Genomic DNA, 11,628 nt, shown 5'->3' on the forward strand with positions numbered 1-11,628 from the left:
TTGGGTCATAATTCCAGCTCATCGCACTAAGTAGGCCCCTTTCTTGCTTCAGTATCTTTCTTCGGAGGCTTTCGCTCGATGGAGAGTGCTCCCCAGCTTTTAAGATTCATCTGCGTTAACGGCGTAAAGATGGATGATTTAAAACCTGTGCGATTACGCCGTTAACTAGCTTTAGTTAATAGGGTGCCACTGCAGAGCGGTGGGCGTCGACGACAAGCTGTTCGTTAATGGCGGGAAATGCCCGCTGGGAGCAATTCTGGCGCGGGCAGGTGCGGCAGCCGGCGCCAATGGGAGTGGCGGCGGAAAGGGCATTGAGGTCTAGCCCCTGGGCGTACACGGTGCGATTAGCATGGCGTGCCTCGCAGCCCAGACCGATGGAAAAGAGCTTGTTCGTATCCCCAAAACGGCCTTGTGGGTAGCTCACCGTTCGTGAGATCCATAGGTAATTGCGCCCATCTGGCATCTGCGCCAACTGGCGGGAAATGGTGTTGGGGTGTGAGAAGGACTCGTACACATTCCATAGGGGGCAGGTGCCGCCGGAGTTGGAGAAGTGCACGCCGGTGGCGGATTGGCGTTTGGACATGTTGCCGGCGCGGTCAACGCGCACGAAGGTAAAGGGGATGCCGCGCTTGTTGGGGCGCTGCAGCGTGGAGAGGCGGGAGGCAATCGTCTCGTAGCCCACTCCGAAGACATTGCAGAGGTATTCCACGTCGTACCCCGACTGTTCGGCTTCGCTATGGATGAGGCCATACGGGAGGAGCGTGGCCGCAGCGTAATAATTGGCGATACCCCGCTTGGCCAAGTTGATGGAGGCCTCTGAAGTAAACGGTTCTTCCTCCACGAGCTCGTCGAAAAGCGCGCCCGCTTCGAGGAAGCCAAGCTCAGCTGCCATGCGGAAGGCGCGCTGGCCGACGCTCAGCCGGCTGGCAAGGCGAAGGGTCCCGCTGTCCTTGTCGAAGCGGTGCAGCGTGCCATCCATGCGATCGGTGGTGAGGATCTCCACGCCGTGCTGGGTGGTGAGTCTGTCGTCCAGAGCCTGTTCGATGTCGCGGATGTGGAAGGGGACGACGTCGAGCTCCGCGGAGATCGCCTCTGCATGCTGATCTAACTCATCGAGATAATTCTGGCGGGCATAGAAGAAATCCCGAACCTCATCGTGCGGCATGGACAGCGCCTGGTTGCCGTCGGAGCGGCGGGTATCGGTGGCGAGGGAAAGCTTGTCGCGGATATTGCGGTAGCGGCGGTGAATGTCGACGAGCGTGCGCGCAACGGTGGGGTGGTTGTAAACCAGTTCGGACAATTCCTGTAATTCCACGGGGGAGGGGCAGATTTCTTGGTCCTGGACGACATCTTGAATCTCGGCGAGTAGCCGCGAGTCATCGTCACGGGAAAAGAAAGTGGCATCCACACCAAATGCTTCAGTAATCCTAAGCAAGACCGGAACGGTGAGGGGGCGTACGTCATGTTCAATCTGATTAACGTAACTAGCGGAAAGCCCCAGCGTAGCGGCGAGGGAGGCTTGGCTGAGATCACGTTCGCGGCGCAGCTGGCGCAGGCGCGAACCTACGTATGTCTTGCTCATGTGAGCTAGGTTACCTAGTGCCTTTCGGTCATAACAATAGTTTTGCAAGGAATGTGTGAAGCATTTTAACTTCGCTGCGAAGTGGGGGTGTTAGCGGGGCGTGAAGGGGCGGTGAGGGGTGTGTACCAAGCGAAAGTTTGACACCTAAAGGGGTAGGGTCGTCACTCGAGTCACACCCTGTGACAAAAGTCTCAACCGCGAAATGTTTTCGCAAGGTTAATATTGCGTAAAGCGAAGTGATCAAGGTAGACCGGCATAAGTCGGGGGACACTTAAGGCAACCCTTGCCTTAACTCATTTCTGTCAGGGGCCTGTAGGTGGGGGAGGGGGCGTTAAAAGCAAAGGGATAAGTAGTGGTCAGCGCGCAGTCCTGCGTAAGGTAAGGGCGACAATGGAGGTGTCATGTCTGTAAAAAATCCTGACCGTGAAGCCCTTGCTCACGGCCGCATTACTAATGAAACGATTCGTCCTAAGCCAGGAATTCCGTCCTGGGCTTTGAAACTGACGATGGCAATTACCGGTCTGTTCTTCGCGCTGTTCGTTGTAGGACACATGGCCGGCAACTTGAAGCTCTACCTGCCGGCCCACAATGGCGAGGAAGCCATCGATGCCTACGGCGCATTCCTGCGCAGCATGGGTGATCCGCTGATTCCGAGCGGGCACCTTCTGTGGATCATCCGCATCGTCTTGCTGGCGTGCGTGATCGCCCACATTTACGGCGCCTTTGCGCTGACCGCTCGCTCCAAGGCATCCCGCGGTAAGTTCAAGCGCACCAACCTGATGGGCGGCATGGATTCCTTCGCAACGAAGACCATGCTGGTGACCGGCGTCGTGCTGCTCCTGTTCATCGTCTTCCACATCTTGGACCTGACGATGGGTGTTCAGCCGATCGCTCCGGAGGCTTTCGCTCATGGCGAAGTGAAGGCCAACATGATCGCTACCTTCTCCCGCTGGCCGGTGACCATCATTTACATCGTTGCCATGCTCTGCCTCTTCCTGCACCTGACCCACGGCATCCGCCTTGCGGCTTCCGACCTGGGCATTACCGGTGCTAAGTGGCGCGAGGTCTTTGTCATCCTGGCGTACATCGTCCCGGCCGTCGTGTGCCTGGCAAACATCGTTATGCCGTTGTCCGTCGCCCTGGGCTGGGTCAGCTAAAGGAGTTTTGAACCCATGACTAACGCGAATACTGAACTCAAGCGCGAGCACCCGAACTTCTCGCACCCGCAGTCCATCGTCCCGGGTGTCAAGCCGGGCCGCATCCTGGAGTCCCACGAGCCGCACGGCGTCCCGATGAAGGACATGTGGAGCTACCAGAAGGACCACATGGAGCTGGTCTCCCCGCTGAACCGCCGCAAGTTCGAAATCATCGTCGTCGGTACCGGCCTGGCTGCTGGTTCCGCTGCGGCTGCCCTCGGCGAGTTGGGATACAAGGTGAAGGTCTTCACCTACCACGATTCCCCGCGTCGCGCGCACTCCATTGCTGCGCAGGGTGGTGTGAACTCTTCCCGCCACAAGAAGGTGGATAACGACTCCGCCTACCGCCACACCAAGGACACCGTCAAGGGCGGCGACTACCGCTGCCGCGAGTCCGACTGCTGGCGCCTGGCTTATGAGTCCATCCGCGTCATCGACCACATGAACGCCATCGGCGCTCCGTTCGCTCGCGAGTACGGCGGCACCCTGGCTACCCGTTCCTTCGGTGGCGTGCAGGTCTCCCGCACCTACTACACCCGTGGTCAAACAGGCCAGCAGCTGCAGCTGTCCACCACTTCTGCGCTGTACCGCCAGATTGGCCTGGGCAACGTGGAGCTCTTCGCTCACCACGATATGCAGGACGTCATCACCTACAACGACAACGGCACCAAGCGTGCCGGCGGCATTGTGACCCGTAACCTCATCACCGGCGAGCTCAAGGCCTTCACCGGCCACGCAGTCATCCTCGGTACCGGCGGTTACGGCAACGTCTACCACATGTCCACGCTGGCTAAGAACTCCAACGCTGGCGCCATGATGCGTGCGTACGAGGCTGGTGCTTACCTGGCTTCCCCGGCATTCATCCAGTTCCACCCGACCGGCCTGCCGGTCAATTCCGAGTGGCAGTCCAAGACCATCCTCATGTCTGAGTCGCTGCGTAACGACGGCCGCATCTGGTCTCCGATCAAGGAGGGCGATGACCGTCCTGCTAACGAGATTCCGGAAGAGGAGCGCGACTACTTCCTAGAGCGCCGCTACCCGGCCTTCGGTAACCTCGTCCCGCGTGACGTGGCTTCCCGTGCCATTTCCCAGCAGATCAACAAGGGTCTGGGCGTTGGTCCGCTGCACAACTCCGTGTACCTGGACTTCCGCGACGCCATCGAGCGTCTGGGCAAGGACAAGATCCGCGAGCGTTACTCCAACCTCATCGAGATGTACGAAGAGGCCATCGGTGAGTCCGCCTACGAGACCCCGATGCGTATCGCTCCGACCTGCCACTTCACCATGGGTGGCCTGTGGACGGACTTCAACGAGATGACCGCCATCGACGGCCTCTTCGCCGCCGGTGAGTGCTCCTGGACCTACCACGGTGCGAACCGCCTGGGTGCTAACTCCCTGCTGTCCGCTTCCGTTGATGGCTGGTTCACCCTGCCGTTCACTATCCCGAACTACCTGGCTCACCACCTGGGTGAGGCCAAGCTGGCCGAGGATTCCGCCGAGGCTAACGACGCCGTTGCTCGCGCACAGGCTCGCATCGACCGCCTCATGTCCATCCAGGGCGAGGATCCGCACGGCCCGGCGTACTACCACCGCCAGCTGGGTGACATCCTCTACTGGGGCTGTGGTGTGTCCCGTAATGTCGAGGACCTCAAGGTTGCCATCGAGAAGGTCCGCGCACTGCGCAAGGACTTCTGGGCTAACGTCCGCATCACTGGTGACGCTAACGACATGAACCAGGTCCTCGAGTATGGTCTGCGCGTTGCTGACTACATCGACCTGGGTGAGCTCATGTGTATTGACGCCCTTGACCGCGACGAGTCCTGTGGTGCTCACTTCCGCGAGGACCACCTCTCCGAGGACGGCGAGGCCGAGCGCGATGACGAGAACTGGTGCTTCGTTTCCGCATGGGAGCCGGGCGCTGCTGAGGGCGAGTTCATCCGCCACGCTGAGCCGCTGTACTTTGATTCGATCCCGCTGATGACAAGGAACTACAAGTAATGAAACTGACACTTGAGATCTGGCGTCAAGCCGGACCGACGCAAGAAGGCAAGTTCGAAACCGTGCAGGTTGACGACGCCGCCGAGCAGATGTCCATTCTGGAGCTGCTCGACCACGTCAACGACGGCCTCATTGAGGCCGGCACCGAGCCGTTCGCATTCGCTTCCGACTGCCGTGAAGGTATCTGCGGTACCTGTGGCCTCCTGGTTAATGGCCGCCCGCATGGCCCGGGCCAGAACACCCCGGCCTGCCAGCAGCGCCTCTTCCAGTTCAAGGACGGCGACACCATCAAGCTGGAGCCTTTCCGCTCCGCTGCCTACCCGGTCATCAAGGACATGATCGTGGACCGCGCCAAGCTGGACCACGTCATGGAGCAGGGCGGCTACGTGTCCATGGATGCGGGTACCGCTCCGGATGCTGACACCCTGCACGTCAACCATGAGACCTCCGAGTACGCCCTGGATCACGCCGCCTGCATCGGCTGCGGTGCCTGCGTGGCATCCTGCCCGAACGGTGCTGCTCACCTGTTCACCGGCGCCAAGCTGGTTCACCTCTCCCTCATGCCGCTGGGCAAGGAAGAGCGTGGCCGCCGCGCACGCAACATGGTGGACGATCTGGAGCAGAACTTCGGCCACTGCTCGCTCTACGGCGAGTGCGCCGACGTCTGCCCGGCTGGTGTGCCGCTGACCGCGGTTTCCGCGGTTACCCGCGAACGTGCACGTGCTGCTTTCCGCGGCAAGGACGACTAAGCTATAGTCATTCACAGGATTAACAGGAACGAGAGAAAGTTTCAGCCATGAGCGACCTCAACCCGGCAGTTGCTGATCACCACAGCGAGACCTACCCGGAGTTCTCCGGTAAGATTCAGGACTCCTACATCGAGGGATATGACCCCGTTTCTTACAGTGCACCGCACTCTTCTTTGCTGCGCACCTCCACCTGGGTGGGCATGGGCTTGGTTCTCTCGATCCTGCCGGCGCTGGGCATCCTGATCTGGGGCTTCGGCACCAAGCTGTACCCGCAGGGCACCGCCGGTGCTGACTACCAGATCAACCTGATTGTGGGCGCCATCGCCAGCGTCGTCGTAGCCATCCTGGCTATCGTCTCCGTCAAGTATGGCCGCCGCTACTACCGCCAGTACCGCAAGGAAACCGGCCGCATCAACTAGGCACCTCCTAGGCCGTTGAACGCCTAAGTTTCTGTACTGACACCACCACAACCCCCACCTCCAAACACACATGGGAGACCATGTGAGGAGGCGGGGGTTGTTGGCGTTTGGGGTGGGTGCTGGGCGGGCGGAGAGGGGGAGCGGGCGCTTGGCGACGCCCCTACGGTGCCATACGCGTGAATGGCGCCGCAGGGAGCGACGCGAACACTAACCTGACTTGGCTCAAATTAGTGCCGAAGGGTTGGGGTGGTGATGGTGTTGACGAGGGTTTGGATTTCCGGGGGTAGTGGTACTGCGGCGTGGATGGTTTCGCCGCCAACGACGAGTTGAAAGCTGCGGTATTTCTTGAGTGTTCTCACGAGGCGTTTGATGGATTGACCACTGCGGGTCTCCATCAGGTGGGCCACGGCTAGGGCTGCGATGACGATGTTGAGGTGGGCTGTGATCGAGTCTTGTTTCCTGGCGTAGATTGGGCGTGCTTTCAGGTCTGATTTCGACATCCGAAATGATTTCTCAATGTTGAATAACCTGCGGTAATGCCCTATAACCTCACTAGCGGGAAGAGTAGTCAGGTCGGTTTCATAGCCTTTAATTCCGGCTAGGGCTCGGTGTTTGGCGGCAAGAGCGTAGTTGACCTTCTTGTTTGGGGCGGAAAGATCGATATAGCGGTTGCGCTTGATTGCGATATCGCCGTCAACAGCGCGTTTGGCTTTCGCTATTTGCTTGCCGATTCCGCGCAGGCTGCGTCTAGCCCGAACATGGGAGTGCTGGAAGTGAGTCCTACAGCGGTGTCACAACCGGATGCAAGTGGGGGCGGCTGAAGAACTACGGCGAGAAACTCGTCGAGAACATCGTCCAAGCAGTCGCTCGTGACCTACTCGTCCACGCCATGACACTCGACGCAGACGGGTACGAATGCGACTACTACCGCAAAGATTAGACGCGCCAGAGAGGCAACTCGCCCCAGCTGTCAGGTGCTCCTGTGCGAGAAAACGGCACGATGGGATTGTGCGGGTAGGTGTGGAACAGCTTCGGTAGCCGGTCGGCTGGAGACAATTCCAGTTGGCGCTGCAAGTATTGGATAAGGGAGAGCTGCCCGAACACGCGATTCATTCCTTCAGCTACCGGAGCCAGCCTGACGTCATTGTTCAGTTTCGGTTTGATGTCGTAAACACGGTTGAACATCCTTGCATGATGAGCTGCGTAATTACGCAGAATATTCAAGGATTTCAGCCATGATTCAAGCTGAGGACCAGTTAGGCCGCAGGGCTCGGCAATCCGTTTGCGCACGATATTGGGCGACATGCCGTACAGGTACGACAGCATCCCCCAATCCATGATTTCGACAGCCGCCCAGATGGGTAGAGTCCCGCCATATTTGGATTTGTGGTGGGCGACGAAGTCCTCCTTCGACGCTTTCAATGCCGACTGGTACTTTCTCAGCCACACCTCGTGCACGCTACGCCCGTCTTTGTTTCGCTGCCGTGCCCGGGCGCTCAAACGCTGGGGATCCAAATAGATCAGCGGGTCAAGGCGACCCAGCTCGTGACCGAGCTTGGTTCGAATAGCCAACTCCACGCGATCAAGCTCGATGAACACGCTGTGGCGCAATTGTTCGTCAAACCCATAGAGGGCTACCACCAGGTCAAACGATGCTCCCTCAACGAATTCATCTCGGGCAGTGCCGTCGTCTTGGGAGAAACGGCGCATCGGGTACCAGTATCCGGACAAGCGGTAGTAGTTCAATTGAGCCAGCAGCGTCTCAGCATGCTTGGGATCATCCACTCGCATCCCACGCTGACGAAGCAATTCGACCTGTTCACCGTAGGTCTTGAACTGCTTCACCTGCTCCACGCACACCCCTGTTTGATACAAAAACGAAGACCGGCCCTGGACTCCCATTGAGGCGGGCAGCGGAACCGGTCATGTTGACTACGAGGTTACCTGGTTGATGACGCCGAGGCAAGAGCACGGGACATGGAGCCATCGGTACGATCCGAACCATCACCTCGGGCGGACAGGTCCTGTTCTGCGGCTGGGACGTGGCGACCGCCCTCGGCTACGCCAACACGAAAGATGCCCTGGCGCGTCATTGCAGGGGGTCGTTAATCACTACCCCCTTGAAACGGCTGGTGGCATCCAGCAGGTCAGGTTTACCAGCGAAGGTGTCCTATTACGACGTGGTGCTGGCGTCGCCGTCGCTGATCACCACCACCGAGATCGCCAAGGACTACGGCCTGTCGGCGAAGAAGCTCAACCAGATTCTGCGCGGGGAGCAGGTGCAGTTTCACCAGCCCGGGCGTTGGTTCCTCTACGCCAAGTTTACTGAGAAGGGTTACACCCAGTCCAAGACGTACGAGTACGACGAGGGCAAGACCTGCACCCACATGTACTGGACGCAGAAAGGCCGCCTGTTCATCTATGACCTGTTGAAGAACATCCGTGGCCTGCTGCCGGTGGTCGAGCGTGAAGGCGAGGACGCCAGATGACCACCACTGCGCTTCTTGATATCGGAATACCGAAGAAGAACGTCGAAGGATACCCTGACCCGACCTGCTACCGGGCCCTGAAAGCGATTCAGCGCGCCGAGATCGACTGGGCTCACCAGATGGACATCCCGAACCACCACCAGATCACCGACCAAGCCGGGCTGGAGCAGGTGGCCAGGTTGGATCACGTCGCCGCAACCTACACCAACGACCGGCGCTCGTCTGCGAGCTTCATTTCCTCGGACTGTGTCGTGATGGACATCGACAACGACCACACCGAGGAATCATCCAACTGGGTGACACTGGAGAAGCTCGCCGAGTTGATAGCGGGTGTGGTGTTCATGACCGCCACTTCCCGTAACCACCAGAAGGCGAAAGGCGTGCTGGCGGCTAGGTTCGGTTTCTTTGATCAGCAGGCGTTGGATGCCGGACGGTTCATCTACGGAACCACAAACGGGCCCTCGGCAGGCTGGCGTTCATAAAGCTAGGAGTCGATCTTAGTGTTGGTGGCAATCGAATGTGTCCGGTACGCCCACTAATGTTGATTAATGGATTCACTATTCCCCATCATTACGCAGACCCAAGGAGAACCAACCCATGACGCATCGCGCAGACGCAGGGCTTGAGCCGGCTCGGGAAACGTCGGCGTCGCAGACGTCGTTTGTGCCGCAGCCAGGAAACCAGGAGGCGCGCCGGGCGGACCTGCGCCGCTGGAAGGCGATTGCGCTGTCCTTCCTGATTGGTGCGGCGGTGATCTTTCTGGGGTGCTCGTGGTGGCAGGCGTCGGCAAGCGGGGCTCCCGTCTGGGTGGGCTACGTGCGCGCGGCAGCGGAGGCAGGCATGGTCGGTGGACTGGCGGACTGGTTCGCCGTGACCGCCCTGTTCCGCCGGCCGATGGGGCTGCCCATCCCGCACACCGCGCTCATTCCCAACAACAAGGACCGCGTGGGTGATGCGCTCAAGGACTTCGTGGAGGAGAACTTCCTCACCGCGGATGCGCTCAGCGCCAAGGTGCGGGAGGCAGAGATACCGCTGTGGCTGGCGCGCCAGGGTGTGGAGCCTGGGCGGGCGGAGGAGGTCTCCGCGTGGATTGGTGAGCGCGCAGCCAGCGTGGTCGCAGACCTAGACCCGGCGGAGGCAGAGCAGTTCATCCGCACCCAAGTCATGGACCGTCTGGCAGAGCCGGAGTGGGGCCCGCCGCTGGGGCGCCTGCTGGAGGGTTATATCGCGGAAGGCAAGGCGCGGTCGCTAGAGGATGACCTCATTGAGTGGGCGCACGGCAAGACCCTCGGCATGGAATCCACGGTGGTTACCGCCATCGATGAGCGCATGCCCGGCTGGGCGCCGCGCTTTGCCCGCGAGATGGTGGGGGAGAAGGTCTACGCCGAGCTCGTGGAATTCGCCGATGAGGTCCGCCGCAACGGCAACCACGAAGCCCGCCTGGCCATTCGCCGCAACCTGTCCAAGCTGGCTTCGGACCTGCAGTGGGATGAGGACATGCGCGGGCGCATCGAAGGCATCAAGCAGGAGATGCTGGCCTCCGATCAGGCGCAGAAGGCGCCGGCGGCGATGTGGGCGACGGTCTCCTCCACGCTCATTGAACAGCTCACCGACCCAGAGTCCTTCCTGCGCCAGAAGATCACCGCCAAGGTGAAGGAATTGGCGCACCGCCTGCTGGAGGATTCCGAGTTCCTGGCCCAAGCCAACGAGCTGGTGGACAAGGCCGCGCGCTACGCGGTGGAGAAATTCGCCCCGGAGATCATCGCGATTATTCCGGAGACCATTAAGCGCTGGGATGCCCAGGAGGCTTCCGAGAATATCGAGCTCATGGTGGGCAAGGACCTGCAGTTCATCCGCCTCAACGGCACGGTTGTGGGTGCGCTGGCGGGGTTGGTTATCTACACTGTTAATCATCTGCTTTTTGGCGTCTAACAAGGAGTGACGACCATGTCCGTATTTGACTCAATCAAGAATGCCGGTTCCTCTGCTTTTGATGTGGCCAAGGATTTTGGTGGCCGTTTCAAGGAGGAGCGCCAGAACCAAGCCCAGAGCGCGCAGGCGGATCGCATTGCCCGCGCCGCCGATGAGGCGGGCATGGGTGATGGCACCGCGAAGGAAGAGTCCTTCTTTGACCGCGTGACCTCCACGGCCAAGAACATTGGGGAGTCTGTGTCCTCCGCAGCGCGCGAGACCCGCAACTCGGAGTCTTTTGAAAAGGCCCGTGAGGATTTCACCACGGCCTTCAACGAGACCCGTGAGGGTGTGCAGGGCGCTATCAACAACGCCAAGGAGCAGCGCGCGGAGGGCAAGCATGCCCAGCAGCCGCAAGAGCCGCAGAGCCCGCGCAACCCCTACGCACAGAAGCCGAATGACGATGTCATTGACGGCGAAGTAGTTGACGAGAACTAGTTAGTCTTTCTTGATGCATACTTTTCTGAACATTATTGCGTCGATACCGCACTACATTTTCATCGCGGTATCTCTCTTCGCCCTCATCGGTGCCGTCTTGGCGGCGATGACGCGGGAGGATGCCTTCCGCGCCGGTGACCGCCAGAACAAGTGGGTATGGGTCGGCCTGCTCTTCGGCTCCGCCCTGTTGATGAACCTGCCGCTGCCCTTTGTCAGCTGGATTGGCGCCATCATTACCGGCGTGTACTGGTTTGACGTGCGCCCGCAGCTCAAGGCCATCATCAACGGCGATTATTCCTACTAATGCTGAATCTGCTTGAGGCCTCCGTGGAGGAGGTGCGAAACCAGTCGGCAGGGCAGCAGCGAGTGCTGGTCTCCCCGCACCACGTGCTTGCCGCCGAGGGCGCCGAGCACGTTATTGCTGTTGCCGGTTATCCCACCGGGCGCCATCATTCATTGGTGAAGGCGGCGGAGGCACGGCTGGCAGTTCAGTCAGGTGCCGCCGAGGTGTGGGTTGCGGTGGATGCGCTGCTAGGGGATGCCACCTCGCTCCTCTCCGAGCTCGTCACTCTCCGCGAAGCCTGCCCGCTGCCAGTGCGCTTGGGGCTCATTCTTCCTGAGCGTCCGGCTTTGCCGTTGCCGGAGTATGCGCGTGCTGCCGAGCAAGCGGGCTATCAGTGCCTCATTGAAACGGGCTCCGTCGTTTCAGACGACGAAGCCCTGGATACGCAGCTCTCCATAGAGAGCCTTTAATGGCCCTTCCGGTTTTAGAGTGCGTTGATTTTG

General features: G+C 59.9%; 13 protein-coding genes. 10 read left to right on the top strand and 3 right to left on the bottom strand.

Going from position 1 to position 11,628, the window contains the following annotated elements; genetic code table 11:
* Positions 1-175 precede the first annotated feature (175 nt).
* Positions 176-1,582 (bottom strand): acetate metabolism transcriptional regulator RamB, encoded by a 1,407-nt coding sequence (ramB, locus tag HMPREF2993_RS02410; protein ID WP_046647846.1) that lies wholly within the window; start codon positions 1,580-1,582, stop codon positions 176-178.
* A 401-nt stretch (positions 1,583-1,983) separates the two neighbouring features.
* On the opposite strand from ramB, the gene HMPREF2993_RS02415 reads away from it, so the two are divergent.
* From HMPREF2993_RS02415 to HMPREF2993_RS02430, 4 genes are read left to right on the top strand one after another with little or no spacing between them, the layout of a single operon-like run.
* Complete coding sequence (locus HMPREF2993_RS02415) at positions 1,984-2,739, top strand: succinate dehydrogenase cytochrome b subunit (RefSeq protein WP_046647845.1); 756 nt, start codon at positions 1,984-1,986, stop codon at positions 2,737-2,739.
* Between the two features lie 15 nt (positions 2,740-2,754).
* Positions 2,755-4,776: a fumarate reductase/succinate dehydrogenase flavoprotein subunit gene (locus HMPREF2993_RS02420; RefSeq protein ID WP_046647844.1), complete on the top strand. Its 2,022-nt coding sequence runs from the start codon at positions 2,755-2,757 to the stop codon at positions 4,774-4,776.
* On the top strand, positions 4,776-5,525 hold the full coding sequence (locus HMPREF2993_RS02425) for a succinate dehydrogenase/fumarate reductase iron-sulfur subunit (protein ID WP_046647843.1): 750 nt from the start codon (positions 4,776-4,778) through the stop codon (positions 5,523-5,525). The genes HMPREF2993_RS02420 and HMPREF2993_RS02425 overlap by 1 nt, the downstream gene beginning before the upstream one ends.
* 47 nt (positions 5,526-5,572) lie before the next feature.
* Positions 5,573-5,944, top strand: a complete 372-nt coding sequence (locus HMPREF2993_RS02430; RefSeq protein WP_049157597.1) for a membrane protein — start codon at positions 5,573-5,575, stop codon at positions 5,942-5,944.
* A gap of 227 nt (positions 5,945-6,171) precedes the next feature.
* On the opposite strand, the gene HMPREF2993_RS14005 is transcribed toward HMPREF2993_RS02430, so the two are convergent.
* Both HMPREF2993_RS14005 and HMPREF2993_RS02440 read right to left on the bottom strand, forming a co-directional pair.
* Positions 6,172-6,444: a hypothetical protein gene (locus HMPREF2993_RS14005; RefSeq protein WP_369799715.1), complete on the bottom strand. Its 273-nt coding sequence runs from the start codon at positions 6,442-6,444 to the stop codon at positions 6,172-6,174.
* A gap of 436 nt (positions 6,445-6,880) precedes the next feature.
* Complete coding sequence (locus tag HMPREF2993_RS02440) at positions 6,881-7,798, bottom strand: Abi family protein (RefSeq protein ID WP_070682406.1); 918 nt, start codon at positions 7,796-7,798, stop codon at positions 6,881-6,883.
* A 311-nt stretch (positions 7,799-8,109) separates the two neighbouring features.
* Between HMPREF2993_RS02440 and HMPREF2993_RS13790 the strand changes: the two genes are divergently transcribed.
* The 6 genes from HMPREF2993_RS13790 (at position 8,110) to HMPREF2993_RS02470 (ending at position 11,595) form a co-directional block, all read left to right on the top strand.
* On the top strand, positions 8,110-8,433 hold the full coding sequence (locus HMPREF2993_RS13790; RefSeq protein ID WP_232761147.1) for a phage antirepressor KilAC domain-containing protein: 324 nt from the start codon (positions 8,110-8,112) through the stop codon (positions 8,431-8,433).
* The gene (locus HMPREF2993_RS02450) at positions 8,430-8,915 is read left to right on the top strand and encodes a hypothetical protein (protein WP_049154434.1); all 486 of its coding nucleotides are present in this window, start codon (positions 8,430-8,432) and stop codon (positions 8,913-8,915) included. The genes HMPREF2993_RS13790 and HMPREF2993_RS02450 overlap by 4 nt, the downstream gene beginning before the upstream one ends.
* Before the next feature lie 115 nt (positions 8,916-9,030).
* Positions 9,031-10,365, top strand: coding sequence for a DUF445 domain-containing protein (locus HMPREF2993_RS02455; RefSeq protein WP_070700847.1), 1,335 nt, complete (start codon positions 9,031-9,033; stop codon positions 10,363-10,365).
* A gap of 15 nt (positions 10,366-10,380) precedes the next feature.
* The gene (locus HMPREF2993_RS02460) at positions 10,381-10,842 is read left to right on the top strand and encodes a CGLAU_01105 family protein (RefSeq protein ID WP_049154438.1); all 462 of its coding nucleotides are present in this window, start codon (positions 10,381-10,383) and stop codon (positions 10,840-10,842) included.
* A 13-nt stretch (positions 10,843-10,855) separates the two neighbouring features.
* Positions 10,856-11,146: a DUF2516 family protein gene (locus HMPREF2993_RS02465; RefSeq protein ID WP_070700850.1), complete on the top strand. Its 291-nt coding sequence runs from the start codon at positions 10,856-10,858 to the stop codon at positions 11,144-11,146.
* Positions 11,146-11,595, top strand: coding sequence for a deoxyribose-phosphate aldolase (locus HMPREF2993_RS02470; protein WP_046647835.1), 450 nt, complete (start codon positions 11,146-11,148; stop codon positions 11,593-11,595). The genes HMPREF2993_RS02465 and HMPREF2993_RS02470 overlap by 1 nt, the downstream gene beginning before the upstream one ends.
* Positions 11,596-11,628 lie beyond the last annotated feature (33 nt).

The organism is Corynebacterium sp. HMSC068G04 (assembly GCF_001814885.1).
In the GTDB taxonomy this organism is placed as follows: Bacteria; Actinomycetota; Actinomycetes; order Mycobacteriales; family Mycobacteriaceae; genus Corynebacterium; species Corynebacterium hiratae.

Coding starts and splice junctions, on each gene's coding strand:
- HMPREF2993_RS02420 (WP_046647844.1), top strand. CDS start 2,755: ATGACTAACGCGAATACTGAACTCAAGCGCGAGCACCCGAACTTCTCG.
- ramB (WP_046647846.1), bottom strand. CDS start 1,582: ATGAGCAAGACATACGTAGGTTCGCGCCTGCGCCAGCTGCGCCGCGAA.
- HMPREF2993_RS02460 (WP_049154438.1), top strand. CDS start 10,381: ATGTCCGTATTTGACTCAATCAAGAATGCCGGTTCCTCTGCTTTTGAT.
- HMPREF2993_RS02455 (WP_070700847.1), top strand. CDS start 9,031: ATGACGCATCGCGCAGACGCAGGGCTTGAGCCGGCTCGGGAAACGTCG.
- HMPREF2993_RS02470 (WP_046647835.1), top strand. CDS start 11,146: ATGCTGAATCTGCTTGAGGCCTCCGTGGAGGAGGTGCGAAACCAGTCG.
- HMPREF2993_RS02415 (WP_046647845.1), top strand. CDS start 1,984: ATGTCTGTAAAAAATCCTGACCGTGAAGCCCTTGCTCACGGCCGCATT.
- HMPREF2993_RS02430 (WP_049157597.1), top strand. CDS start 5,573: ATGAGCGACCTCAACCCGGCAGTTGCTGATCACCACAGCGAGACCTAC.
- HMPREF2993_RS02450 (WP_049154434.1), top strand. CDS start 8,430: ATGACCACCACTGCGCTTCTTGATATCGGAATACCGAAGAAGAACGTC.
- HMPREF2993_RS14005 (WP_369799715.1), bottom strand. CDS start 6,444: ATGTCGAAATCAGACCTGAAAGCACGCCCAATCTACGCCAGGAAACAA.
- HMPREF2993_RS02465 (WP_070700850.1), top strand. CDS start 10,856: ATGCATACTTTTCTGAACATTATTGCGTCGATACCGCACTACATTTTC.
- HMPREF2993_RS02425 (WP_046647843.1), top strand. CDS start 4,776: ATGAAACTGACACTTGAGATCTGGCGTCAAGCCGGACCGACGCAAGAA.